The organism is Melioribacteraceae bacterium 4301-Me (assembly GCA_041538185.1).
Lineage (GTDB): Bacteria > Bacteroidota > Ignavibacteria > Ignavibacteriales > Melioribacteraceae > Pyranulibacter > Pyranulibacter aquaticus.
The window spans coordinates 1-25242 of sequence record JBGORM010000003.1 but is presented as its reverse complement, the minus strand read 5'-3'; the positions used below and the strand labels follow the sequence as shown (position 1 = coordinate 25242).

The following is a 25242-nucleotide window of genomic DNA, read 5'->3' as shown; positions in this document are numbered from 1 at the left end:
CTATACATTCAATTTCATCTTCATTGCAGTCTGGCAAATCCACATGTAATCTGTGTTATCCGTGATTTATTTTAAAATTACTTTTTATACAACATTTTTTAATTTATTACTCTTACCTTTGCATCGTGTGCCAAAGTGTATTGCCCTTCTACTATAACGTCTTCGTTTTCTTTAAGCCCTTCTTTAATTTCAATAAAATTATCGTTTTGTTCGCCAATTTCTACATACTTCCATTTAGCAAGGTTATTTTCAACGGTGAATACAAGATTTCGTTTATCTCGCACTAATAATGCTTTTTTAGGGATTAAAATTCTATCTTTAAGCGTGTTGGTTTCAATCAAAACATTTGCAAACATGCCTGGTTTTAAAATATTCTCAGGATTATCAATTTTTACTACCACTTTACAGGTTTTTGTGTTAGGGTCAATATAAGGACTAACATTAACAACATTTCCTAAAAATTCCTTTTCTGAAGAGGGAATAGTAATTCTTGCTTTTTTACCAACAGAAATTTTTGTTACATCACTTTCAAGCACACCTACTTCAACTCTTAATGAAGAAACATCAAACAGTTTAAGAAGTTTTTGACCTACGGCAATTCTTTGTCCTACTACCAAATTAAAGTCTCCTACTACACCATTAAATGGTGCCAAGACTTTTGTGTACTCATAATTCAATTTAGCTCTTTTGTATGCATTGATAGCGCTTGTAAGTCCACTTTTATTAAGAATAACTTCTTCTCTCTTAGCGCCTGTAAAAATTAATTTCATGTCGAGTTCGTCTTTCTTTTCGTTGTATTTTTTTTCATCGATTTTTCCTAGTTTGTAATCGTTTTCCAGCTTTGCAATTTGGTCTTCAATTTCTTTTGCTTTAGGATTAACCGTTGAATCTACAGGATAATCTTTAGTTAAAAACCCAAACTCTACCTTTGCATCAGTTACTTTTACTTTTGTTTCGTTCAATGCAATTTCATATTCTCTGTCGTCGAAACCAATGAGCAAATCACCTTTTTTAACTGACTTTCCCTCGTAAACATTAATAGTGTTTATAACGCCATTTATGTTAGAAGTAATTTCAAGTTCCTCCGCAGCACGAATTAATCCGCTTGTATTGATGTAAAGAGACAAATTGCCTTTTCTAACCTTTTCAGTTTTTACATCAAAGACAACCTCATCAAGTTTATTGTAATTTACATTTACATCATCTGTCGATGTATTTTGAGCTGAACTTGATGGGAATAATAAAAATGCAATAGCTAAAAGGACAATAGCAACAATTACAATTGGCAGCCATGATTTTATTTTCATTCTATTACTCTTTTTTTAAGGTTATTTGTTCAAAAATTTTTTCTTTGAGTATTTTTCAAAATATGAGTAAAGGACTGGGATAATAATTAAAGTTAAGAATGTAGAAGAAATAAGTCCACCCACAACTGCTAAAGACAAAGAAACACGTAATTGTGTAGCTGCACCGATGCCAATCATCATTGGTATTAATCCAAAAACAACTGTAAAAGTATTCATTACTATTGGTCTAAAGCGGTCTTGCCCAGCTTGAATTATTGCATCATGAAGAGAAAGTCCCTCTTCTCTTTTTCGAATAATAAATTCTACTTTAACAACAGCATCGTTATCAGCAATACCAACTAAAATAATTAATCCCATAATTGAAATAATACTTATGCTTTCGCCGAAAATATAAAGGAGCAAAATACTGCCGATAAGTCCAAGTGGAATTGAGAACAAAATTACGAACGGGAAGAGAAAGGATTCGAATTCAGAAGCTAGAACCATATACATTAGCAAAACAGAAATAACAAGTGCAATATAAAGAGCTGAAAAAGCGCTGTGAATTTCTTCGTTTGTACCGCCAATAGTTATTATTTCATTGTTATTTTTGGGCAGCTGTGAGATAACTTTATTGATTTTGTCAATAGTTTTATCTAAATCAACTCCGCTAATAGACGCATAAATTAAACTTGTTCTCGATTGTTCTTCTCTCCAAATTTCGCTGTAGTTGTATCCAAAGCTGTAATTGACCAAATCACCAATTTTTATTTTTTTATTCTCACTCTGCACATAATTATTTAGTATCGATTCAATATTAGAACGATTGTCCTCAGTAGATTTCACATTAATCCCAATTTTTTGATCAAAACTTGAGAAATAGACGGGTATATTTCCTTTAGCAATATTTACAATTTGATTTGCTACTTCATCAATATTAAGTCCATAAGCCAAACATTTCTCTCGGTCAATAGTTATTGAGTATTCGGGTGTAGCTTTTTGAATACCAAGTCTAACTTCCTTTAGTCCATCTATATTTGCTTTTTTAATTCTGTCGATAATTAATTCAGCTTTTGAATAAGCTTTATCGAGATCTTTATTTTTAATTTTGATTACGATATCATTATCAGAAGGATTAATAACAGTAGAATATGTTGTTTTAACATCTTTAAACGAGTATTTAATACCTTTAAGATTACTGAATATTTTTCTTAATGCTTCTTTAACTGCGTAATAATCCTCATAAGAATTTATTTTTACAATTAAGTTGGTTTTATTAACATCTATTTGTTCTTTATTCAGAAAATCAAATTCATTAACTCTGCCAATATTTGAAATTACAGCATCTACATTAGGAACGGATAAAATTGAATGTTCAATCTTAGAGGTCAATAAAGCATTGCCTTTAAGAGAAGTACCATTTGGGTAATCAATTTCAACAATAAATTCATCTTGAGCGCCAGCAGGAATAAATTCTTTTTTCATTTCGTTAAATGCTGCTACTGTAAGAACCAACAGAAATGCAGTAATTAGCAAGACTTTCTTTTTATTATTAAGCGCCCATTCCAACAGTTTTTCATAATAAATTAAAGTTGCTTTTAAAAATCGTTCAACTATCTGAAAGAAAATGCTTAGTTTTTGAGTTAATACTTTCCCTAAAAAAAGATAGAGTTGAACAAATATGTAAACAAACGACCTGAAAATTATAATAAAGGGTAGTTTAATAAAGAAAGAGACTTTCTTGAAAAAAGAAGCTTTTATAGGTTTATCTATATACAAATAAGAAGAAGAATATTTTGAGGGATTTTTGATTAACTGGAAATTATCACGCGAAGCCAACATTGGAATAAGAGTTAATGCTGTTACAATTGAAGCCGTTAGAGAAAAAGCAATTGCATAGGATTGGTCCTTAAACAACTCTCCAGCAATACCTCGTACGAATATCAAAGGCAGAAAAACAGCAATAGTAGTGAGAGTAGAAGCCACTATAGGCATCGCAACTTCATTTGTTCCTTTAATAGCAGCAAGACGATTACTAAAACCAAGTTCTTTATAGCGAACTACATTTTCAATTACAATAATAGCATTATCTAAAAGCATTCCAACACCAACTGCAATTCCGCCAAGAGAAATTATATTGAAATTAATATCAAACAAATACAAAAGAAGCACTGTAATAACAAGAGAAGATGGAATTGTAATGCCTATAATAAGAATATTGCGAAGATTACCAAGGAAAAAGAAAAGGACTAATACAGCTAATATACCACCATAAAATATTTCCTGTTTAACATTAGAAATTGCTTGCTCGATAAATCCCGATTGGTCAGAAACGACAAAAAGTTTATAGTCTGGGTAATTTTTATTTAGAGAAGCTATTGTTTTTTTAACTTCTCGCGCTATTGACACAGTATTTGCATCAGCCTGTTTATAAATTAAAATTCCAACAGCTTCGTTACCATTAAAACGGGTTAAACCTTCTCTTTCTTTAAAATTTTCTGTAATTGCTGCAACGTCTTTTAACAAAATCACTGTATGGTCATTATTTTTGCGGACAATTGTATTTTCAATATCGTCTATAGTTCTAAATTCACCTATTGTGCGCAGCGAATACTTAAACAATCCTTTCATTATAGAACCTGCGGGAAGATTAAGATTAGATGATTTGAGTGCATTATTTAAATCATCGTAAGTAAGATTAAAAGCATAAAGTTTTTGAGGGTCAACTTGAACAAGGATTTCTCTTTCTAAACCGCCGGTTACTACTGCTTGTGCCACACCTTCTATTTGTTCAAATCTTCTTTTAAATATAACTCTTGCTGCTTCTTTCAAATCTATTAAACGTTTTATTTGACTATAGTCTGATGAATGGTCTACATACTCAATATCAGAAAGCGGATAGGCAGCATTTGAAAAAAATTTATCATTAGAAGAATTAGAAGGTGCTAAGACTAAACTCATTATTGGTGAAGATGATGGGTCAACACGGATAATAGTTGGTCGACCAGCTTCTTTTGGTAATGCAAAGCTCATGTTATCTAATTTTTCACGTAGAGAAAGAACAGCAAACTTAATATTTGTACCCCACACAAAATCAATTGAGATAACGGAAATACCTTCTTTAGATACCGATGTTACCTTTTTTACACCGGCTACTGTTGAAGCAGCAGCTTCAAGAGGTTCTGTAATTTGTTTTTCTACTTCTTCAGCAGATGCATTAGGATAAGTTGTTTGAACAACCAAGTGTGGAACATTTACATTCGGCAGCAAATCTATACCGAGCTGGCTCAATGCAAAAATCCCCAATAACGTAATGCTTACATAAAGCATTACTACAGAGACTGGGTGACGGATACTTGTTGAGCTCAGTGGCAATGAAATAAATTCCTTTTTTCAACTGATAACAATTCAATTTATAATAATATTAAATTAAATGCAAAAGCTAAAAAGTTATCTAAAAAACACTCTGGCAGCTTATTCCAGGATACAAATATGAATACATAGAAAGCAATAAATACTAACGAAAACCATACCCCTTATTTTAATTCAACTGATTTTCAGCCAATTTATCTGTCATTATTAAAAAGCAATTACTAAATGTTCTCTCTATAAAAAAATCCATTTACAGAATTTTTTTTACATACTCTAATGAATTACAAGAACTCTTCTATTATTTTTTCTATTACTTTAGAATCAGCAACACCTGAAATCATTTTATTATTGATTATTAAAGTGGGAGTTCCAGTTATTTTATACTCCTTTGCAATACTGACATCCTTTGCAATTACATCAGCGGTTTCCTCATAATCAATACATTTTTGAAACTTTCCAATATCTTTAATGCCGATTTGCTTGGCAAGCTCGGTAAAGTTGATACTGTTCAATTTGTATTGATTTCTCATAAGCTCTTTATGATACTTATCAAAGTACCCTTGCATACTTGCACATTCAGAAGCTACTGCTGCTCGGTAAGCCAAGGGATGAATGCTTAATGGAAAGTGATAGCGAATGATTTTAATTTTATTGTTATACTTCAATCGTATTGTATCTAAAGTTGCTTCTAAAGTATTGCAATATGGGCATTCATAATCAAAGAACTCAATTAAATAAACTTTGGAACTGCTGGTGCCTATTTTCTTATCATAAGTAATAAGTTTCTGCCAATTAGCAATATTGCTTACATTCGTGGTACGTTCATTAGTAAAAAATTCTTTCTTTAATAACAAAAAAGTTACAATCAAAGCGCATATTACCAGAATGCCCGTAAAAATATTGTCAATTTTAATTTTCATATCTTTTTACCATTCTTAAAAATAAAAGCAGCCATTGGTCATTTTCTTTCAACTTTATATCTAATAACAGATTGAATTCCACGATTGTCAGTATTGATTCCATAAGCAAAACTTTTATTGACTACTTTAATCACAGTTTTATTTAGTATCGGAACTATACTGATTAACTTTCCTTGGTTATCAAACACATAGTATTTATAACTTCTATAATCTTTTTCGTTTACAGCAACCCATATATTATTGTCATCATCAATAGTAAAATCATCAAAAACTGGCAGGTATTCAGGCAAAGGCATCTTTGATTTTCTTATGTCTTTTAGGGTTAAGTTATAGTTTTCTTCTAACTCATCTTGCCATAATTTATCCCTAATAAAAATTTTGTCAATTTTATAACTTATTTCATTTTTCTTTTTGCCATAAAGATCAATAGCAGTTATCTTAAGATCATTAGTTTCAGCATAGTAAATAATTCCATTTTTATTTAGACAAATTACAGGTTTCCTCCCAAAAGGCATATCAGAAACCATAAAGCCGCTTCCAGAAGAAATTTGTAATCGCTCTACATCCTGTAATGTTAATATTGGTTTTTTCTTAATAAGTCTCCCTTTATTATCAATTAAATAAAGTTTAGAATAATGTTTTTGTTTTTGGGTCAAATCATTTAACGAATATGGCACGTTATAAATAATTAAAAACTCTTTACTATTATTTTGGGGAAGCCACAGTCCAGAAATACCAGAATATAAATTTCCAATAACTCCTGGTCTATCTGGTTCGTTTTCAATAGCAGGTATCCTAATCGTTTTAATTGGAGAATCAAATTTTCCAGGCGCATATATTGTAATCCTGTATAGAATTCCATCATATACAACTAAAGTATCTCCTCTTGTTATTTTAATACCCCATATATATTGGAATTCACCTGGAGCTTCACCTTTCCTACCTATTTTGCGTATAAATTTCCCCTTAGAAGAATACAAATGAATACACTGATTTATTCCATCGCTAATATATATTTGTCCGGTACCATCAATTTGTATTTCATTTACTTTGCCAATATCACTACTATTAATAATTAAATCTTCTTTTAAGATTATTTCTGAGTTATTCCCCGAATTAAAACAAGCATCTGAATTGAAAAATATTAAACATATAAAAAATAATTTGTAGAAATAATAAGCCATATAACTTCCAATGTATCTATTTCATATTATGAATAATAACAATAAATAGTCCTACTCCCTTTTTTATAAGGGTTGTCTTTCACTTTACTTATAAAGACAACCCTTAACAAAAATCAACAATTATTACATTCAACAATTAGTTGCACCAACAGTGTGTGGCATCGGCCCCACAGGGCCCCGAACAGGTACAGCAAGCACCATTACCTGCACAACATGTGTTAGGTGTACCAGCAGCATAGTTAAGATCTGATAGGGTCAGAAAACTTCCTAAAAAAATTATTAAGGTAGCAACACTATTTATCATTAAGTGTCTCATATTTTGCCTCCTTGTTTAGTTTTTATTGTTTTATTTCGCCCGGCGCCAGAGCGTTTCTATTCTCTCTTTCTAATACAACAATTGAAAGAAGAAGAAGGAAAGCATTCCTCCCAACCATCCCCCAACCAAACTCACTTTTTATTGCATTCCCAAAACACCCACAATCTTTTTCTATACCAGATAACATTTCGTAAATAGAAAACAATAAGAAAACCATAAAAAGTATTGCAGTTATTTTTATTGCTGTTCTTTGTTTTATCTTTAGCAGCAGCATTATTCCTAATCCTATTTCCGTTATTGGCAATATCGTTGCTATTACAATTACCAAATCATTTGGCAGTTTTATTTGTTGCAGCACCTCTATTAATGGGTTTACATCTATTATTTTTGCTATCCCAGAAAAGATTAGCACTGAGGCTAACAGATAGTAGAAAGAATTGTAAATTAGGTTTGAATATGAGAATTGACCGCTTTGTAATTTGAAGTTATTTAGCGGGAAAGATTTCATTTAATCTTTAACTTATTTTCTAAAGGCAATCTAAAAAAAAAAAAAAATAATTTGTCAAGTAAAAAATGTTAAGGTTTTGTTCTTTTTCTTTTTGACATTAATATCTTATTAGCTTCAAGTGATTCAGTAGTTTATTTTTCTAACGTAATACTTACATAAAGCATTACTACAGAGACTGGGTGTTTTATTGATGATGAAAAAAGTGACATATAATTAATTTTTTACATAAAGATGCTTAAAAACTTAAAAAGTTGCTAAGGAATTTTACTCATAAAAATTCTACAAAAAACGTTACGGGAAAATAAAGTAATCCTCAAGCGAAGCGGCTTCAATAGTTTTAAGTGGTCTGCCAAACAAAGGATTCTTATCAAATAAGTTGTTTATTTTTCTATAAGATACTTTATTAACAAATTTTCCATCGGGATAGTCAGATGCGTCCCACACCCAAACATTATTTCCGTTATCCCAATTATAAAAGACGGAAACATGCTCAATAATATTATCTTTGTCGGAATCAAAAAATATAAGGTCGCCTGGTTTTAATAGGCTTATATTGTAAAACTTTCTAACATTATAACGATACAATTTATCTGCTGAAATGTCATTAACAAGTAAGCTGCTATCCCTAAACCACTTACATCCAATTTTACTGAAGAGATAAACAATCAAACCTGAACAATCTAAACCTTCTTCAGGGTTTTTACCTCCTTCTTTATATATAGTACCTTTTAGTGATTTAAGATTTTGAAGAAATTTATTTGTCTCACACTCAGTTAATGTTTTCTGAACAAATTTACTTTCCTTTTCTACTAAATAATTCTTGCTGTTGTATAAATATGTCAAATACTCAACTCGATTAAAATTCAATTTAAACAGCAGTGTCAAGAATAATAGAAGAACTAAAATTCTCATTACAAAATCATCTATGATTCACGTTTCTAATAATTATTGTCCACCATCAGTATTTTGCAGCTTTTTTAATAACCGTTCGTAGAACAACTCTGAAAATTGAAAATCTTTTGTGACTGGTTTAAATGCCGAAACTACAATACCTTTCTCTACTAATAATACTTGAGGACATTTTTCATCAAATGAAAGTTGTTCTCTTAAAATATTATCATCAACATAATATAGCGGTATATTCAGCTTAAGAAATTTCATTTGCGAATATATCTGGTTTACTTTGTTTTTCGTAGTTATGCAAACTACTTTTATTCCTTTTGTTTCCAACTGCGGTTTTATTTTCTGCAGTTTCAACAGTTCATTCTCCTGGCATTTTGAACAATCAAAATCAGACAATAAAGCTATAAGGTAGCTTGAGTCTTGTTTTATTATACTAAAATTTTTTGCATTTATTGGTTCGTACCCCGTCACCTCATGTATATTTCTTCTTAATACTATATTTGACTGTAGGAGTGAAGAAATTCTTTTTTCGTTTTTTTCTTTTTCAACCTTCAGTTCTTCCTTTGAACGAGTGCGTGATATATTCCACATATTAAAAAGTGAAAAGGAAATTATTATAAAAGCATAAAAACCGTATTTATAAATACTGTTCATAAGCTACTCTTCAATTTTATAACTAAGAACTTCTAGCTCAAGGTTATCCTTTAATAAATATAACCTTTCTTTATCCATATAAATATTTCTCAATATATCCATATCTGACAATGTGAAAGAATACAGGTAATCACCATTTGAAATAGCATATGCATCTATAACATAATCTGTACCCGTGGTTTTCTTTTTCCTCGCCTGGTAGCTTACATTATATAATTTATCACCAGTGACAAATGACCTCCAGGAGGATGTGTACTCTTCAGGCAATCTAAAGTCCACCATTTTGGCATTATCCCTATCAACAGATGGTAATTTAATATTCTCGATTGTATTACGGGCATAAATAATTTTTCCATCAATGGAATATTTGACGAAATGGTTCATAAATACAGGTACATACAGAAAACCGTTTTTATCAATTCTATAGATGTCTCCATTCAAGAAAGCAAGTGGTCCTAAATTTACACCTGTATTATTAAGTATAAGATTTTGACACTCAGTCGAGTTTCCATTTACGATATCATATTTTATTAATGCAGAATAATCAAAGGGACCAATCATTTGTAATGTACAAAAGACTTTGAATCAACAAAGCAAGCTCCCGTTGGCATTGAGGTCAGTTTGAATTGTTTTGTTTTATCACCATCTAATATTTCACACTTTCTAAGATTCGGATCCAATACCAATAGTTTACCATCTTCAGAGACATCTATTCTAAAGGGAGACATAAACTCACCTAGACCTTTACCCCTTCTACCGTATTTTCTAATAAATACACCATTACTGTCAAATTTTTTCACTGAGCCATCCTGCATATCGAGCACATAGATATTTCCTGAGTTATCTGATATTGCAAAGGTTGGATAATAAAAAATAGTATCCTGGATGCTGCCAATCTTAAATAAATGTGTCATTTTTATATCAACAAATTTTCTTTTTTCCTTTGATTGCTTATTCACCTTATAATTCAAAGATACTTTGTGTATCTTGTTGCCAAGTTTTATTTCAATCTTAGGATATTCTTTCGGATTCGAACTTTGAGGTAAGTTATTTGTTTGATTCTGTCTATCATCACAAGAAGATAGGATTATGGTGAAAAGTATAAGTAGATACAAGAGAGATATTCTATGATTTTTATTCATTGAGAGACCTCACTAAGCACTCAATAATTTAATTCTGCATTTGCCACTTCATATACATAAACTTTAGGATTAACTACATCTTTATTATCATTAATGTATGGCTCAGTAATTTCGTAAAGATAATTACCATCTGTAGTAAAATAATCTTTATCATTAGGACTTTTTACTGCAGTAATAAAATTGCCATTATTGTCATATAATAAAAAATAATCATCTGCTAAAACAATAATTAAACCATTATTAAAGCAGAAAAAGTCTAATAGTGAAGAATAATTATTCTTTAACCATTTTATTCTATTTATTCCTAATTCGCCAAAGTTTGGAGGCAACTCTTTAGGAACCTTTAAAACGGAAGGTATCTCTTGACTTATCCATAATACTTTACCAGCATTTATGTCATAGCAGATTATTTTAAACTCATCAGCTCCTATATATAATAACTTATTGTTGTAACTACTTAACCTAAAACTACCCCCAAACATGAACCTTCTTTTTTCTTCAGATAAAGACTTGGGAAAAGTACTGGATGAAATTTTATTGCCCAAAGAATCGAAAATTTCAAAATCAGTTTCGTACCCTTGACCAACTCTATTCAACATGGCAAGTTTTCCATTGACAGTTGTCATTGATTCATAAAAGTTTCTGACTCCCCAACTTCTTAAATAATTTCTATCATTTACACTAAAAACCGAAATCCGTGATAAAATTGGATCATAAATAAATAATTTATCGCTTACTAAAGCTGCGAGATTTGGGCTTCTAAACTCACCTGGACCATCTCCTACCCTACCGATTGTGCCTATATACCTACCACTACCAGAAAACACAAAAATTGACTTTGCAGTTATCAAATCTATAATGATAATTCTATCATTCTGAATAATAACCGACCATGGCCTACCCATTACATTTTGCAAAGTTGTTTCCAACTGCACTTTTCTTTTCAAAGTAAAAATATCTCCAAAATTATTAAACTTGCTTAAGCGCTGGAGTTTCTTATTTGGTTCTAATGTCCCTAAATCCTCTGTTGTTATCTTACTTTTAAATTCATCTGAATTACAAGCTATTAACAATATAACGATAAGCATAGATAAATATTTTTTCATAATATGGCCCATTGTTATTGGAAGTAAAAAAAGTAGCCGGCAAATTTAAATTGCCGGCTAAGCTTATTAGTTTATCACTGAGGTGAACATACAGTCCAACTCCACAGCCCTGTACATTCCCACCTATCACCTAATGAAATAGGCTCAAAACGGCACAAACCATGGCTCGGATAATATACCCATTTACCATATCCATTACTACCTCCCGTTGCATAAACCGACGGCATAAAAAGCGAAATCTTCAGTCCAAACAAATCAATATCTCCATTGCTGTTTGGGTTTGTTGCTATCTGCAAATTAAAAAACATTAGCAGAACAAATAATGCAGCACCGACAAGCTCGGCTGCCTTTTTCTTTTGACATTTTCTAATATTTGATCCCCAGCTGTTTTACTATATCTCTTATTATCTTTTCTGTTGTATTATTATTTTTAATTTTGATAGCAGTACCAGAACTATCCGTAAAGCCAAATATTATTACTGGGGTCGAGATGTTATGAAGACTTTTTTGAATATATCCTGTTACATCTAGTAAAATAGGCACTTTGTTTTTATATAATATACTATCATTTCTGAATTTTTCAATCTGTCCTATTGTAATGAAAGAACTTATATTTTTCTCGCTATTTCTTTTCTTTAGGTTATTAATTATTTCATATCCGAGTTTAATACAACCACCACAATCTGTTCTTATTGCAGTAAAATAATATGAAATTCTTCTCTCTAATCCTACTCTTAATATCGTTAATATCTACTCTAAAAATTCTATAAGTCTTGTTTTCGTTAGCTATATTACGACTTGATTTATAATTATAATATGTTATAAATAACAACACAATTATAATACTGCCAGTAATAACTGGCTTATAATTTTTCATTATTAACCTCCTGACTGAACTTGTACTTAGCAAGCACACCCGTGTCTCTGTCATAAACTACCACATTACCATTATGCACTGATATTGCTGTAATAAATTTCATGCTCTCATTAGTGGAAGACATTAAAATAACTGGTAAACTCAAGTTATTACTTTTATAATCGTAGATTAATAATTTATTAGCGTATGTTTTGTCTTTTGTTCTATCGAAATACACCATATATACTTTATTATTGCTCAAATATGAATCTTTAATAATACTAAAAGTGTTCCTTTTCATGCTTGCGTTTTTTCTAATTTTTTCGTTTTTAAATTCATACATTGAAGCAAAAAAACCTTTATCTGATAAATCTATTCTTTTGACAAAAGACAGGTCGTTAGTATATATATCAATCACTGGATCCGTGATATTTACCAAAACAATGTTCTTTTCATCATATAAAACATCCCACTGATTAGTAGAATACTTTTGTTCATCACTATATTTATTTGTTAGATGACCAAAAGAACTTATCAGCTCACCGTTTTTGTTTACCATTACAATTGGTTCCTCGCTATATGGGTGACAAAAAACTATTTGACCCTTAGATACAAAGAATTTACGATAAACAGGATATTGCACCTCAAGTTCTTTAATGAAATTACCATCTATACTAAACACATTAAACTTATTCTTATTTGGATCAAACGCATATAGTGTATCATTATCAATATAGATTTCTGTAACTGCAGTAAATTCACCAGGTCCTTTGCCATATTTACCAATTGAGTTAACATATGTTAAATTTGTGTCTAATATTAATACTCTATAATTATCCAAGTCAGATACATAATACTTATTTTTATAAAAAATTATATTGTAGGCGAAAGAAATATATGAGCTGTCTTCTAATATTGTTTTTTTCACAATTGGAGCTTCCACTATATATTCTTTACTTTTAGTACATGTGCAAAGCAATAAGGCTACTAATATTAAAGATAATAAGACAAATTTTATTCTCATTTGTAACCTCAATATTTATAAAAAATACCTCTATGCATCAAATTGAATGAAAAAGAATTTACTGTATTGATGCATAGAGAATGGTACTTAAAATTAGAATGACAAAATTCAACAACATGCGCTTACTGAATCACAGTAAACACAACTACCTAAAATGCGGCATTCTCTATCCCCGCTACAACTAACGGTGCCGCTTGTGCCACATTTCAATTCAGCTTTACAACTAGCAGTTGCATAAACCGACGGCATAAAAAGCGAAATCTTCAGTCCAAACAAATCAATATCTCCATTGCTGTTTGGGTTTGTTGCTATCTGCAGATTAAAAAACATTAGCAGAACAAATAATGCTGCGCCGAAACTATGCCGTATAATTAAATAAATACCGCCTTCGATTTTCAATACTTGATAAGCTTTCTCAAAATTTTTAACTGCACTCAATTTTTTAAGCGTTAAAACAAATTTTAATTTACTAGCTAGAAATATAATCTAACGATTAAAGGAGTAATTTCAGGATTTATATACATAACCATTAAAATATGATGTTTTTTATTGTATTATAAAAATTCTCTGAAAATTGATCGTCTCCAGGTATAGCAAATAATGACGCTAAAATTCTGTTATTTTTTATTAAATAAACTTGTGGATAAGTCTCAGAAAATGATAAATCCCTAAAATTTTTATCATCTACAGTAATTAAAGGAAAATCAATTTCTAAAGTTCGACTTATTATTCTTAATAAGTCAGTTTCTTTTTTATTTGCAATGCAAAAAACGTTCGTATTTCTTAAGAATTTTTTTACACTTCTAACGTTTCAAATTTCTCGAGTTTGGCATTGGCTACAACCTAATTTAGACAATATTATTACTAAGGTGGTTTTCGCAAAGTTAATTTCCATTTCTTTGTTTTCTTTGAGAAGTTTTCCCTTTTTATTTAAAATTACAGTACCTTGTATTTTTTGAGAAAGAAATAAAGAGTTATACCTTTGTTCTTCTTTAGTATGAAACCGATTATTATTGTTGTTTTTGTTCATTTGGTATAAAAGATTAATGATAGTAATGGAAAGGGTCAATACTAAAAAGAAAGCATATTTATAAAGGTTACATCTATTGGCTTTATTCATATGGAGTTAATAATTATTTTAATTTATATATAATTAATATTGGATTAACATAGATACTGTCTTTTGCAACCTGTTGATTTTTAATAAAAATTAAGTAATTATTTTTTGCACATACCAAATTATCTTTTAGTTCAAATTCATGTTCATGTAATAATTTTCCTTCCAAATTTAGCAGCAATATACCGAAATTGTTTTTGTGTCTAAGTTTAATTAATAGTGTTTTTTCGTTTAGTAAAAATAGCCTCTCCGCCAACGAAATATCTTTTAGATTTTTTGTTTCGTTTATTATAGAGATTGGATCATCACTTAAATCTTTTTGTAAATATCTAAAACGCTTAGAATAGTTATCAAAAATCTTAATCAATTTCCCTTCCTTATTATATTTATAAATTTCAGGACTAGATACATTCATTTGATAAATATTTTTATACTTATCTACTACTAATCCACCAGCTTCAAATCGATAGATAAAATTTTTATATTCTGATGGAAACACACCAAATGAAGCTTCTTCTTTACCTAAAGAACTTAATATTTTTATTGACAATTTCTTATCTATGGCATAGTACCCAATTAGTTTATCACTCCCAAAACCAGTTAAATGTTTGGGTGGCAGAAAAGATGCTTCCATTCTTCCAAGACAATTACCATTTTCATCAAATCTATACCCCCATGGGGCAGCATTAATAACATAGATTTTATTATTAATAAACTTTGCTGAAACAGGGACCCAGTGGAATCCAGGATTACATGGTTCTGGAGTAAGTATTTTTTTAATCTGCCGTTAAAATCAATAATGAAAACTTTTTGTCCAATGTAATCAGAAATTAGAATACTGTTATTATTTATATCTAATGATACTATATCGCCTACTTTTATAGTTGTATCAATTATGAATTCTTTGTATTTAGTAAAGGCTTCATCAAAATTCGAACTCAGAATAATTTTTTTTTCACTAACCTTATGATTCAGTACACTCTTTTCATCTTGGCAAAAACAAAACATAATAGGGCATACTAATAACAAATATATATATAAATACAAACTTGCCGTCATTTAGAATTTCCCTTGTTTTATTGTATTGTTGTATTATAAAGTAATGGGTTCAAAGGTAATCAATGAACCCATTCTTGAATTCTATGCACAACCACTAACAGAAGTCTGGCACTCATGACCATATGTCCAACAATTATACCAATATCCACTTGGACAAGTGTTAGATGGATTTATCCGAATTTCATATTGATAGGGACATGACGGACAAACACCTCCCGTAGCATAAACCGACGGCGCAAAAAGTGAAATCTTCAGTCCAAACAAATCAATATCTCCATTGCTGTTTGGGTTTGTTGCTATCTGCAAATTAAAAAACATTAGCAGAACAAATAATGCAGCACCGACAAGCTCGGCTGCCTTAGAACGGTGCTTTTTAATTAACTGTACCATTTTATACCTCCATTATTTTTGTTTATTTAGCTCCGCTTAGTGCGGAGTTATTTAAAAGACAAATTTTTATCAGTTCTTTCATTAGCTTAATACTGTGATTTTTATCTTTTATCAGAACAATCCCACAAAAAATTTTAGTAAAGCATTTTTTGTAAATCAAAAGAATAAACTTTTGGAAATGGGAAATAACTAACAGCCAATAATCTATTGTTAACGACATCTATTTCTATTTGTGAAATTTTCGTATCTAAAACATTTGTTTTTATCAAATCACCATCTACTAAAGTATACACTCTAATTTTATCACTTTCGTATTGCGCAGTAGAAGCTGACTCACCTGAAAACAACGCAATTATATATTTATTCGTAACCTCTATATCTAAATAACCCAAAATTGTCTCCTCATTAATAATAAAGGTCGGGTATCCATTTCTTACAATAGGCCTATATTTGGGCATTCCAATTCTCCCAGTAATTCTTCTCAATAAAACTCCTTCAGTGTTATAAATATCTATCAATTCAGCAAACTGATAACTTACAACTAATTTTTCTCCATCTGGAGTCATTCTCATCAATCCCTTACATGCTTGTTGATGGACTGGCACAGGTGTATCTTTTTCTTTACCTGGTGGCAGTTCGCCGAGTGTTTCTATCATATTACCTAAAGAATTGTATACGGCAAATCTTCCACTAAACAACTCAAGGCCTAAACTAAATATTGTTGAATCATTTACAATTACTGGCATATAAGCGCGGCCTTCTTTTAGTTGTATTGCTTTCGAATAGGTTAATCTGCCTGAGTTATCCGGTTGAAAAATAATTACTTTCTTATATGACAAGTCCAGTAAAGAAAAACCACCTTTACCATAAGCTATTTTATTCAATGACATACCTTGCAAAAACTCTCCTGGCCCGGAACCAACTTTACCAGTTGAGTATAGAAAATTAAAATTTTTCAAATCATATACTCTAAGCTGGTTTTTCATTCTATTTAAAGGTTTTACATCTAGCAATACTAAATAGTCATTGCAAATAACCATATCTCTCACATATCCCAATGAGTCCGAGCCTATAACTTCATGACTTATAATTTTTCTGTTACTATCGGAATTACTTTTACAAACTATTAAACAAATCAAGGAGAATATTAACAGAATGGTTGTTAATAAACTTTTCTTACTGCTTACCACTTTCCGAATGTTTTTCTTTTTCATCTTTCAATCTCTAGTTAAAAGCTACCTTTTTAAAGTCCTATATTTATCCGTGTCAAGGAGCTAATAAAACGGTAAAACCCTTTCTTTTAATGCAATTACCTAAAAATATTGTTGCGGGTTCTACATTTAGTGTTACTATTTGCAAGGTATATAATCTACCCAATCCTTGTGGTTTGTTGAACAAATGTAACCCATTCTCTGCTGACAACAATCAGCAGCAGTTGCATAAACCGACGGCGTAAAAAGTGAAATCTTCAGTCCAAACAAATCAATATCTCCGTTATTGTTTGGGTTTGTTGCTATCTGCAGATTAAAAAACATTAGCAGAACAAATAAAGCAGCGCCGACAAGCTTGGCTGCCTTAGAACGGTGTTTTTTAATTAACTGTGCCATTTTATACCTCCATTATTTTTGTTTATTTAGCTCCGCTCAGTGCAGAGTCAGTTAATGATGCCAATCGCAAAGCGATAGATTCCGATAAACTTTTTATTTCTTCTTTCATTTGTTGTGTTGCTGTGGTTTTAATCTTTATTTTGGCACTAATTATCTTTTCGCATTCATTTTTTGCTAGCTTATATTTTTTCTCTTTCATGTACAGCTTTGTTAAGAGATATCTCGGATAAAGTGTATTCGGCTCCATTTTTGCTGCATGTTTGTAGCTTTGTTCAGCTTTACTAAATTCATTCATATTTTCAAAACAAATTCCCAAATTGATGTATTGCTTGGGATCTAAATAATTTTTCTTTGAATCCTCTAATAATGCAGCCGCCTTCTCAAATTTACCATTTAGCATCAAAACTCCGCCGTAGTTGAATAAAAATTCCCCTTCGCTTTTTAACGCTGGATAAGCTTGCTCAAACTTTTTTATCGAGCCTTTGTACTCTCCGTAAGCAGCTAGTTCATAGGCATCTTTCCATAATTTATAGGCATTGTATAATTTGTAATTTTCTGCAACTGTAAAAGAAGCGAAAGCAATTGCTGCAATTACGAAAGCTGTTCTTAAATAATATGGAACGTTAAAGTGAAAAACCTTAAGAGAAAATGCATTGCTTGATTCTAACGTAGCTGATAAGATTGAAAGCATGAATACAAGGTTTATATATGTAGGTAAGATATGAAGCGGAAAAGAGAAGACTGAAACAACAAGAAGTGAAATTAAAGAAGCTTTAGCAGAAACTTTTAATCCCGTTATCAAATTATTATTTGGCGGCGGTAAATCATTTCTTCTATACCCCCAAAGAGCAGATATTATTATTCCTATCCACAACAGTAAACCTACAATACCAAGTTCAGCCCATATCTGCAAATATTCATTGTGTGCTTGTCTAACATTACCGGCTATAAATCTTTCATACTCACTTCCTTCCTCATTATCAAAATAATCTGCTTGATAATTACCATATTCAACAGCATAGCGGTTAAATCCTATACCCCAGATGAAGTTATTTTTAATTATTCTACTGCTTATTTTCCATATAAGTAATCTTCCATCTGCTGAAGCTGGTTTAATCTTGTATAAAAAAATTATTGCAGAAACAAACAACATAACAACCAGCAAAACTGCTGACATTTTTTTTACCGGACTGTTCGTTAACTTACTTATTTTTTCTCTTATTTCATTTTTAAAAAGATATACTGCTGTTACACCAATTACTACCGCTATCCACGAAGATCTAATCTTTAATGAAGGCAAAATAAATATGCATGTTAGAAATGTTATTAATGCTAAATATCCAAGATATTTATCCGCAGCATTTTTCTTTTCTGAAAATTTATAAATACCAAGTGCAAATGGTATAACAGAAACTAAATAGCCCGAATAATGATCAGGATTTACAAACGTCCCATTTACCTTAAAATAACTGTTCACATAGCCGGGCATTACATCATACAGCTGAAGAATACCCAACACAGCTTCTATAAGTCCGCTTAATAAAAAAGCAGAAATAAGAATCACCAAAGGAACCAACATTCTTTCTTGGGTAAGATTTCTTTTAATAAATTCCTTCCAGATAAAATATAATATTGTAAGAAAAAGTAGTATAGTAAATTGTTTGTTATCTAAAGTTTCACTTGGTGTAAATAACAACCTCAGAAAAGAGTAAAAAAGAAAAAGAACAATAAATGTATCAATTGGATTGTGGGAATCCATCCCTTCGGGAAAAGTAATTTTATTCTGTTTTCTTAGATGTGGTAAAATAAAATTTACCGATACAATTATTAAAATTATCGATGCAGCAACAACAAAATAAAAATACCATGTGTTCTCAAAGCCTTTGTAAATTTCATCTGTTTTAATAATAGCAGTGGAAAATATCAACGAAATAATAACTGAAAAAATTAGATGTTATACTCTAACCTCTATCAAATTAAAACTCTTTTCTTAGACTCAAAATAAAAATTGATAGTAATAGAAAAACGGTATTCCTCCCCACCATCCCCCAACCAAAATAACTTTTTACTGCATTCCCAAAACATCCACAATCTTTTTCTAAACCCATTGCCACACCATAAACACTAAACAAAAAGAAAATCGAATAAACAAGCTGCTACTCAAAATCAAATTTGTATTTTGTAACAGCACTATTTCCATCATTGAGTATCTCAGTAAGATATAAATAACCTTTATATACAAAACAATATCCTACAGATTGTACATTAGAAGACTTATTAAATTTGAAGGAATATAAATATTTCCCATTTTCCACCATATAAGCATCAATAACAATTCCTTTTGCTTTTTTAGAAGCACTTCCCGCCAACACGTACAAAGTATCATTGCTAATAGAAATACTCAGTGCAGAAACAGGTACGTTATGATCAATTGACGCCCTAATAACCTTTCTATTATCTACATCACTTGAATATATATTTACTTGAGGAAAAGGAAATTTGTCAATAGTTTCAGTAAAAAAAATACTTTTGCCTAATGAATTAAATGAAAAAATATAACTTCCATGGAAAAAAACACCATATATATTTCCCTTTGTACCACTAGTTATAAAAAAATCTTCTGGCCAGGCATATTTTATCTCTTTTTCAAAAAATGGACTAAAAGTCCTAAGCATTTTACCCTTTAAATTATATAATGATAATTTACCACCAATGCCCGTTTCCGAGATTGCAAAAATTGTATCATTAATAAGAGTGACTCGAGAAGGAATGAATTTTGTCCTTATTGCATAAAGAAACTTAGCATCTTTATTAAAAATATTAACAAGACTTGTTGACACATCGGTAATTAAAATAAATCTATCAGAAACACTAAAATCAAGTGGCTGCATCAACTCACCTGGTCCTTTGCCTTTATTATTTCCAAATTTAGTTATGAATTTACCTGAAGAATCGTATTTAAGCAACGCCGGAATAGTTGGATCGAGAATGTATATACTATCCTCAAAAATCTTTACAGAAGTCGGCATAAGAAGTTGACCCTTTGAGTACCTTAAGATTGAAAAAATTTTTGTAACTCTAACTTTTTTCCACTGCCTTTCATTCAGTTGTTGGCTTAATGTTTTAGTATTACCACCTAATAAGGATAACTGCTCCTTTTTAATCTTAAAATCTGAAAGCCTGGAAAATCTCCCCCAAAAAGAACCTATAAAGGCACCTAAAAGTAATAAAACTAAAAAATTTTTAGTTCTCTTCATCATACAAGATATTGCCATGGATAGTAATAAGTAACCTGAATTAAAGTACCATCAGGAGCAAGATAATAAATTGTTTCTGTTGCACAGAGTGTTGCATTCCCGCTACATTGAGCTGGCCTCATTGCAAATGAATACTGACTTGATGTAAGATATCCTGCCCACAAACCTATAAACAAAACTATAAATCCTAGTACCCTCGTTTTAAAATTGTTATTTTTCATTTTACCTCCTGGTATATTGTTCATGTATATGTTTATTAAAATGGTAATGGTAATTATTTCTTTCTATTTGTTTTTATTGTTTTATTTCGCCCGGCGCCAGAGCGTTTCTATTCTCTCTTTTTAATACAACTATTGAAAGAAGAAGCAGGGAACCATTCCTTCCAACCATCCCCCAACCAAAATAACTTTTTACTGCATTACCAAAACACCCACAATCTTTCTCTAAACCCATTGCCACACCATAAACACTAAACAAAAAGAAAACTAAAAAAAGTATCACTGTTATTTTTATTGATGTTCTTTGTTTTATCTTTAGCAGCAGCATTATTCCTAATCCTATTTCCGTTATTGGCAATATCGTTGCTATTACAATTACCAAATCATTTGGCAGTTTTATTTGTTGCAGCACCTCTATTAATGGGTTTACATCTATTATTTTTGCTATCCCAGAAAAGATTAGCACTGAGGCTAACAGATAGTAGAAAGAATTGTAAATTAGGTTTGAATATGAGAATTGACCGCTTTGTAATTTGAAGTTATTTAGCGGGAAAGATTTCATTTAATCTTTAACTTATTTTCTAAAGGCAATCTAAAAAAAAAAAAAAATAATTTGTCAAGTAAAAATTTGCATAATGAAAGAACTACTTTTTAAATAACAAATTGCCTACATCAAGCTCAAATGCTAATAGTTTATTTTTTAGTTAGGATTATATAATTGTGTTATTAGTAACTGTCCGAAAAAACAAATATTAAAAGAGGACAAAAAGTTCTCATAGATTTTTAAGCTGAATATAACTTTTTAGTATATAGCAAAAATTATCTGGGAAATTGCTCTATCAACATATCGGAATAAAAAAATTCTTCGGCTGTAATGCCAATTTGATTGTAGTACAAGCTGTCTATTTCATCCCCTCGGTAATAATCTATACCCCTTCCATAGTAAGAAGCAATTGTTTTTACTGAAGGTTTTTTATGAAATTTTTTTAATAATCTATCATGGATTAGCTTAATATAAAATGTTGAATAAACAATATTAGTCGAGTCATCAATTATTTTATTTACTAATTCTTCATAACTATTACTTTTAAAAATAATTTTATTATCCGAATAATAATCTTCTATCCAGATAGCAGTTGATACTCTCATTTGCGCAAAACCAACTGAGGGGTCCATTCCAATTTTTGCTCTGAATTCATCAAATCTATCTATTATGTTATAGTTGTTATGAAGTTCCGCATAAATAGTAGCCACATATAATCGTGGCAAAATTTTAAATTCGTTACAGAAAAAGCATATTTTATTTTTCAAGTTAACAAATCTTTTGAAGTATAACTCTTCATCAGTATTTTTTAATGCATCTAAGCTAAGTATAATAAGAAAAAATAATACCAACAAAACAACTAATAAAACATATCTACTTTTTAGCCGATGAATCATTTATAAAGCATTATTGATATTATAGAAAACCAAGAAGACTAAGGTATTTCTCAATTATTTTCGCTTTATTATAATTATGAATGATATTATCAATCTCCAACAAATAACAATACACACAAATATTTCTTTCATTTAGTAACAGTACTGCCGAATCATTACTTTTAATCCCAACATTTTGAATGAAATTTAATGTAGTATCCATATAAGAAACTACTTGAAATGGTAAGGATAAAGCTACAGCCTTAGCATATCCTTTACTTTTTGTAGTTATTATGGCTATAGTGGTTAATTTACCAAAGTTTAGTTTACTGTAAAAATTTATCGCTTCTATATAACTTGAGTTATTTGCAGAAAGATTTTTTAATATAACTACTTTGAAATGACTTAACTTGCTATTTTCACCACGTACCATATATAGTCTTGAGATATCAAATGTTTTACCTATTATTTTTGTTTGTAACTCTTCTTCTCGCTGATATAATTTTAAACGGTATAATAAAGCATCAGCGTCAAAATTTTTTAATGAATCTAGTTTCATTAAAAGAAAAATTAAAGTACAGAGAAATCCAACTAAAATAATAATTAAACAGAATTTATATTCTATTTGGATATTCCTAATCTTATTAATCACTAAACCTTTTAATAACATTAAAGAATTTGTTGCTTAATGCATAGTTATATTTATCAGCTACTAGTGAGTACAAAATCTTTCCATTACTTTCAACAAATAAAATTGCTAATTTTTTCTCAAGTAAATCATCCTTACCTTGATTTTGAATATTTATTGTGTACCCATTTCTTAAAGTTTTGTTAATAAAATTTCCATGCATAGGAGAGTAAATTAAAAGTGCCGTCTTGTGTAGACTAAGATTTTGAATTAAATCTAAGTTATATTGTAAACAACTATAACATTCAATCGAATCTACTGCTACAATTAATATATAATTTTTTACTTTTAACTGATTGAGATTAATAATATCATTTTTTTGTATGTTACTTACATCCCATATAAATTTGCCATTAAAGAACTCTTCACTCTTTTCTGCGTTCTGAAAAGAATTTAGCTTGACAGCAACATCATTATTTTCTATAACTAGTTTATTTCTTTCAACTGTTATTTTTACCAAGAAATAAACAACCAAAATTATTAAAATCGAACTAATAGCTATTAAAAATTTTTTCATTGTTTAATAAGTTTGTATACTTTGATTTTTATAAATTTTGGTCTTTCATCTGTTAATATATAAATCATACTATCATTTACAAATGCTAACTTACCTGGGATTAGTCCGTCGTATATGCAATTATAATCTCGATTATAAACTTGCAAATAATGATTCCCCAAAAGAAGAGTTCTCTCATAAAAAAAATTTTTTTCTAAATTCACATAATTAATAAAAAGATGAGCATTTTTTTTATCATAATCAATTTTTAAAAATTTTGTTGTATTTGAAGTAAAATCAACTGCTGATTCAGCAGATTTTTGCACATCTTCAAACTTTAAATCTGGCGGATACTTGAAGTGCTGTGGCTTTATACCAAAAACTTTAACTTTATTAAAGTCCTTATTAAAACGAACTATTTTAAACGTGCCTGTTTGTTTAGCAAAGAAATCATTTAAATCACCATTACACAACAATACTTTAAGATTATCTAAAAGATATGCTGTTTTATTTTCATATTCCTTGTCCCAAGGGAAAAAACCTTTCGTTAAATGAAAATTGCTGTCGAAAGCAAACAAAGATGGAATATCTGACAACTCATCATAGGAAAATCCTTCTGGCTTGAAGCCAAAAAAAATGAATTTGTTTCCATTAAATATTGGTGCATATCCAGGAAATACTATCTCTTTTGGTAGCTTTGCTGTTTTAATAAAATTGAATTTGCTATCATATATGTTGACACTCCTAAATTTACTATCAACAAGAAATAAAGTATCGTTTGCAAATATTATATTAGGCGGATAAGTATATTCTTGAGGTCCGTGCCCTTTTCTCCCTAGGCTCTTTACTAATTTTAAATCTTTATCAGACTTGTTTCTCGTCCCATTCTCGTTTGGTAAACTCAATATCCATACCTTAGCAAAATTATAATCTGAAATCAATATATAATTTTTATAAAACATAATGTCGTGTGTCTGAGAAATAAAAGAACTATCTGTGCTTTGATATATTAAACTATCTATTAGCGAAAGTTTGTAGCCACCTAGCATCTTTGAAGGATAAAAATCTTCATCTGTTTGCTTAGCGCAACTCAAAACAGATATTATTATTACAATATATGTAAAAGTAATATTTTTCATATGAAGGAAAATTTTAAGGGGGCTGTTTTCGAAAGTATGTAAACATCCCCAATTTTAATAATTACCCATAAATAATAACATCATCGCAACAATTACCATTCGGCGGAGTGTAGCATTCCCATTTTGTTGTGTCTAAATACCTATTGCATGGACCAGCGTAAGCTGGTTTAGCTGTAGCAATTATAAGAAATACAAATGACATAACAAGAAACCCAAGTGCAATTAAACGCTTCATGATGAACTCCTCTTTTTGTTAGTTATTATTTATTTTATTATAGCTGGCGCCAGGTATCTCAAAAGCTTATCCAATGAACAACCTAAAAAGTAATTTTATATTTTTTTTATACAACAGCTTTTTATCTTTTTACAAACTCATTTTTTGATAATTAATAACATTATTACTATTGCCATGAAAACACTATTCCTCCCAACCATCCCCCGACCAAAATAACTTTTTACTGCATTCCCAAAACATCCACAATCTTTTTCTATACCATTACCATTCCATAAACACTAAACAAAAAGAAAACTAAAAAAAGTATCACTGTTATTTTTATTGATGTTCTTTGTTTTATCTTTAG

General features: G+C 30.1%; 29 protein-coding genes. All 29 read right to left on the bottom strand.

Annotated features, from left to right (window positions below; translation table 11 throughout):
- Positions 1-98: 98 nt before the first annotated feature.
- The 29 genes from ABRY23_06095 to ABRY23_05955 all read right to left on the bottom strand — a co-directional run bounded on the left by ABRY23_06095 (position 99) and on the right by ABRY23_05955 (position 24896).
- Positions 99-1307 (bottom strand): efflux RND transporter periplasmic adaptor subunit, encoded by a 1209-nt coding sequence (locus ABRY23_06095; protein MFA3782622.1) that lies wholly within the window; start codon positions 1305-1307, stop codon positions 99-101.
- 21 nt (positions 1308-1328) lie between these two features.
- The gene (locus tag ABRY23_06090; protein ID MFA3782621.1) at positions 1329-4661 is read right to left on the bottom strand and encodes an efflux RND transporter permease subunit; all 3333 of its coding nucleotides are present in this window, start codon (positions 4659-4661) and stop codon (positions 1329-1331) included.
- Between the two features lie 278 nt (positions 4662-4939).
- Positions 4940-5578 carry a DsbA family protein gene (locus ABRY23_06085; GenBank protein ID MFA3782620.1) on the bottom strand — a complete coding sequence of 213 codons (639 nt, stop codon included), beginning with the start codon at positions 5576-5578 and terminating at the stop codon, positions 4940-4942.
- A 38-nt stretch (positions 5579-5616) separates the two neighbouring features.
- Positions 5617-6762 carry a 6-bladed beta-propeller gene (locus ABRY23_06080; GenBank protein MFA3782619.1) on the bottom strand — a complete coding sequence of 382 codons (1146 nt, stop codon included), beginning with the start codon at positions 6760-6762 and terminating at the stop codon, positions 5617-5619.
- A 338-nt stretch (positions 6763-7100) separates the two neighbouring features.
- Positions 7101-7586 carry a MauE/DoxX family redox-associated membrane protein gene (locus ABRY23_06075; protein MFA3782618.1) on the bottom strand — a complete coding sequence of 162 codons (486 nt, stop codon included), beginning with the start codon at positions 7584-7586 and terminating at the stop codon, positions 7101-7103.
- A 291-nt stretch (positions 7587-7877) separates the two neighbouring features.
- On the bottom strand, positions 7878-8453 hold the full coding sequence (locus tag ABRY23_06070) for an NlpC/P60 family protein (GenBank protein MFA3782617.1): 576 nt from the start codon (positions 8451-8453) through the stop codon (positions 7878-7880).
- Positions 8454-8531: 78 nt separating this feature from the next.
- On the bottom strand, positions 8532-9143 hold the full coding sequence (locus ABRY23_06065; protein ID MFA3782616.1) for a hypothetical protein: 612 nt from the start codon (positions 9141-9143) through the stop codon (positions 8532-8534).
- A gap of 3 nt (positions 9144-9146) precedes the next feature.
- A complete protein-coding gene (locus ABRY23_06060) occupies positions 9147-9704 on the bottom strand; it encodes a hypothetical protein (protein MFA3782615.1) in 558 nt (185 codons plus the stop codon).
- Positions 9701-10285, bottom strand: coding sequence for a 6-bladed beta-propeller (locus ABRY23_06055; GenBank protein MFA3782614.1), 585 nt, complete (start codon positions 10283-10285; stop codon positions 9701-9703). Before ABRY23_06055 ends, ABRY23_06060 begins: the two co-directional genes overlap by 4 nt.
- 20 nt (positions 10286-10305) lie before the next feature.
- On the bottom strand, positions 10306-11391 hold the full coding sequence (locus ABRY23_06050; protein ID MFA3782613.1) for a 6-bladed beta-propeller: 1086 nt from the start codon (positions 11389-11391) through the stop codon (positions 10306-10308).
- A gap of 74 nt (positions 11392-11465) precedes the next feature.
- Positions 11466-11699: a hypothetical protein gene (locus tag ABRY23_06045; protein MFA3782612.1), complete on the bottom strand. Its 234-nt coding sequence runs from the start codon at positions 11697-11699 to the stop codon at positions 11466-11468.
- Between the two features lie 356 nt (positions 11700-12055).
- Positions 12056-12268, bottom strand: a complete 213-nt coding sequence (locus ABRY23_06040) for a hypothetical protein (GenBank protein ID MFA3782611.1) — start codon at positions 12266-12268, stop codon at positions 12056-12058.
- Positions 12255-13271, bottom strand: a complete 1017-nt coding sequence (locus ABRY23_06035; protein ID MFA3782610.1) for a BF3164 family lipoprotein — start codon at positions 13269-13271, stop codon at positions 12255-12257. The genes ABRY23_06040 and ABRY23_06035 overlap by 14 nt, the downstream gene beginning before the upstream one ends.
- A 108-nt stretch (positions 13272-13379) precedes the next feature.
- Positions 13380-13709, bottom strand: coding sequence for a hypothetical protein (locus ABRY23_06030; GenBank protein MFA3782609.1), 330 nt, complete (start codon positions 13707-13709; stop codon positions 13380-13382).
- A gap of 695 nt (positions 13710-14404) precedes the next feature.
- A complete protein-coding gene (locus ABRY23_06025; GenBank protein ID MFA3782608.1) occupies positions 14405-15022 on the bottom strand; it encodes a hypothetical protein in 618 nt (205 codons plus the stop codon).
- A complete protein-coding gene (locus ABRY23_06020; protein ID MFA3782607.1) occupies positions 14989-15396 on the bottom strand; it encodes a hypothetical protein in 408 nt (135 codons plus the stop codon). The genes ABRY23_06025 and ABRY23_06020 overlap by 34 nt, the downstream gene beginning before the upstream one ends.
- A 132-nt stretch (positions 15397-15528) precedes the next feature.
- A complete protein-coding gene (locus ABRY23_06015) occupies positions 15529-15837 on the bottom strand; it encodes a hypothetical protein (GenBank protein ID MFA3782606.1) in 309 nt (102 codons plus the stop codon).
- Positions 15838-15971: 134 nt separating this feature from the next.
- Complete coding sequence (locus ABRY23_06010) at positions 15972-17051, bottom strand: BF3164 family lipoprotein (protein ID MFA3782605.1); 1080 nt, start codon at positions 17049-17051, stop codon at positions 15972-15974.
- Between the two features lie 135 nt (positions 17052-17186).
- The gene (locus tag ABRY23_06005) at positions 17187-17444 is read right to left on the bottom strand and encodes a hypothetical protein (GenBank protein ID MFA3782604.1); all 258 of its coding nucleotides are present in this window, start codon (positions 17442-17444) and stop codon (positions 17187-17189) included.
- Between the two features lie 22 nt (positions 17445-17466).
- Positions 17467-19371, bottom strand: coding sequence for an O-antigen ligase family protein (locus tag ABRY23_06000; protein ID MFA3782603.1), 1905 nt, complete (start codon positions 19369-19371; stop codon positions 17467-17469).
- Positions 19372-19420: 49 nt separating this feature from the next.
- On the bottom strand, positions 19421-19585 hold the full coding sequence (locus tag ABRY23_05995; protein MFA3782602.1) for a MauE/DoxX family redox-associated membrane protein: 165 nt from the start codon (positions 19583-19585) through the stop codon (positions 19421-19423).
- Positions 19586-19600: 15 nt separating this feature from the next.
- Positions 19601-20704 carry a 6-bladed beta-propeller gene (locus ABRY23_05990; GenBank protein ID MFA3782601.1) on the bottom strand — a complete coding sequence of 368 codons (1104 nt, stop codon included), beginning with the start codon at positions 20702-20704 and terminating at the stop codon, positions 19601-19603.
- Positions 20701-20922, bottom strand: coding sequence for a hypothetical protein (locus tag ABRY23_05985; protein MFA3782600.1), 222 nt, complete (start codon positions 20920-20922; stop codon positions 20701-20703). The genes ABRY23_05990 and ABRY23_05985 overlap by 4 nt, the downstream gene beginning before the upstream one ends.
- A gap of 73 nt (positions 20923-20995) precedes the next feature.
- Entirely contained in the window at positions 20996-21481 is a 486-nt protein-coding gene (locus ABRY23_05980) for a MauE/DoxX family redox-associated membrane protein (GenBank protein ID MFA3782599.1), read from the bottom strand.
- A 257-nt stretch (positions 21482-21738) separates the two neighbouring features.
- On the bottom strand, positions 21739-22359 hold the full coding sequence (locus ABRY23_05975; GenBank protein ID MFA3782598.1) for a hypothetical protein: 621 nt from the start codon (positions 22357-22359) through the stop codon (positions 21739-21741).
- A gap of 19 nt (positions 22360-22378) precedes the next feature.
- Positions 22379-22990, bottom strand: a complete 612-nt coding sequence (locus ABRY23_05970) for a hypothetical protein (GenBank protein MFA3782597.1) — start codon at positions 22988-22990, stop codon at positions 22379-22381.
- Positions 22983-23543 carry a hypothetical protein gene (locus ABRY23_05965; protein ID MFA3782596.1) on the bottom strand — a complete coding sequence of 187 codons (561 nt, stop codon included), beginning with the start codon at positions 23541-23543 and terminating at the stop codon, positions 22983-22985. The genes ABRY23_05970 and ABRY23_05965 overlap by 8 nt, the downstream gene beginning before the upstream one ends.
- On the bottom strand, positions 23540-24661 hold the full coding sequence (locus tag ABRY23_05960; GenBank protein MFA3782595.1) for a hypothetical protein: 1122 nt from the start codon (positions 24659-24661) through the stop codon (positions 23540-23542). The genes ABRY23_05965 and ABRY23_05960 overlap by 4 nt, the downstream gene beginning before the upstream one ends.
- Positions 24662-24722: 61 nt before the next feature.
- The gene (locus ABRY23_05955; GenBank protein MFA3782594.1) at positions 24723-24896 is read right to left on the bottom strand and encodes a hypothetical protein; all 174 of its coding nucleotides are present in this window, start codon (positions 24894-24896) and stop codon (positions 24723-24725) included.
- Positions 24897-25242: the final 346 nt, after the last annotated feature.

What these genes read in the sequence shown, in the direction of transcription:
- ABRY23_06095 (MFA3782622.1), bottom strand. Translation starts at nt 1,307, where the DNA reads ATGAAAATAAAATCATGGCTGCCAATTGTAATTGTTGCTATTGTCCTT.
- ABRY23_06085 (MFA3782620.1), bottom strand. Translation starts at nt 5,578, where the DNA reads ATGAAAATTAAAATTGACAATATTTTTACGGGCATTCTGGTAATATGC.
- ABRY23_06080 (MFA3782619.1), bottom strand. Translation starts at nt 6,762, where the DNA reads ATGGCTTATTATTTCTACAAATTATTTTTTATATGTTTAATATTTTTC.
- ABRY23_06075 (MFA3782618.1), bottom strand. Translation starts at nt 7,586, where the DNA reads ATGAAATCTTTCCCGCTAAATAACTTCAAATTACAAAGCGGTCAATTC.
- ABRY23_06065 (MFA3782616.1), bottom strand. Translation starts at nt 9,143, where the DNA reads ATGAACAGTATTTATAAATACGGTTTTTATGCTTTTATAATAATTTCC.
- ABRY23_06060 (MFA3782615.1), bottom strand. Translation starts at nt 9,704, where the DNA reads ATGATTGGTCCCTTTGATTATTCTGCATTAATAAAATATGATATCGTA.
- ABRY23_06055 (MFA3782614.1), bottom strand. Translation starts at nt 10,285, where the DNA reads ATGAATAAAAATCATAGAATATCTCTCTTGTATCTACTTATACTTTTC.
- ABRY23_06050 (MFA3782613.1), bottom strand. Translation starts at nt 11,391, where the DNA reads ATGAAAAAATATTTATCTATGCTTATCGTTATATTGTTAATAGCTTGT.
- ABRY23_06045 (MFA3782612.1), bottom strand. Translation starts at nt 11,699, where the DNA reads ATGTTTTTTAATTTGCAGATAGCAACAAACCCAAACAGCAATGGAGAT.
- ABRY23_06040 (MFA3782611.1), bottom strand. Translation starts at nt 12,268, where the DNA reads ATGAAAAATTATAAGCCAGTTATTACTGGCAGTATTATAATTGTGTTG.
- ABRY23_06035 (MFA3782610.1), bottom strand. Translation starts at nt 13,271, where the DNA reads ATGAGAATAAAATTTGTCTTATTATCTTTAATATTAGTAGCCTTATTG.
- ABRY23_06025 (MFA3782608.1), bottom strand. Translation starts at nt 15,022, where the DNA reads ATGGAAGCATCTTTTCTGCCACCCAAACATTTAACTGGTTTTGGGAGT.
- ABRY23_06020 (MFA3782607.1), bottom strand. Translation starts at nt 15,396, where the DNA reads ATGTTTTGTTTTTGCCAAGATGAAAAGAGTGTACTGAATCATAAGGTT.
- ABRY23_06015 (MFA3782606.1), bottom strand. Translation starts at nt 15,837, where the DNA reads ATGGTACAGTTAATTAAAAAGCACCGTTCTAAGGCAGCCGAGCTTGTC.
- ABRY23_06010 (MFA3782605.1), bottom strand. Translation starts at nt 17,051, where the DNA reads ATGAAAAAGAAAAACATTCGGAAAGTGGTAAGCAGTAAGAAAAGTTTA.
- ABRY23_06005 (MFA3782604.1), bottom strand. Translation starts at nt 17,444, where the DNA reads ATGGCACAGTTAATTAAAAAACACCGTTCTAAGGCAGCCAAGCTTGTC.
- ABRY23_05990 (MFA3782601.1), bottom strand. Translation starts at nt 20,704, where the DNA reads ATGATGAAGAGAACTAAAAATTTTTTAGTTTTATTACTTTTAGGTGCC.
- ABRY23_05985 (MFA3782600.1), bottom strand. Translation starts at nt 20,922, where the DNA reads ATGAAAAATAACAATTTTAAAACGAGGGTACTAGGATTTATAGTTTTG.
- ABRY23_05980 (MFA3782599.1), bottom strand. Translation starts at nt 21,481, where the DNA reads ATGAAATCTTTCCCGCTAAATAACTTCAAATTACAAAGCGGTCAATTC.
- ABRY23_05975 (MFA3782598.1), bottom strand. Translation starts at nt 22,359, where the DNA reads ATGATTCATCGGCTAAAAAGTAGATATGTTTTATTAGTTGTTTTGTTG.
- ABRY23_05965 (MFA3782596.1), bottom strand. Translation starts at nt 23,543, where the DNA reads ATGAAAAAATTTTTAATAGCTATTAGTTCGATTTTAATAATTTTGGTT.
- ABRY23_05960 (MFA3782595.1), bottom strand. Translation starts at nt 24,661, where the DNA reads ATGAAAAATATTACTTTTACATATATTGTAATAATAATATCTGTTTTG.
- ABRY23_05955 (MFA3782594.1), bottom strand. Translation starts at nt 24,896, where the DNA reads ATGAAGCGTTTAATTGCACTTGGGTTTCTTGTTATGTCATTTGTATTT.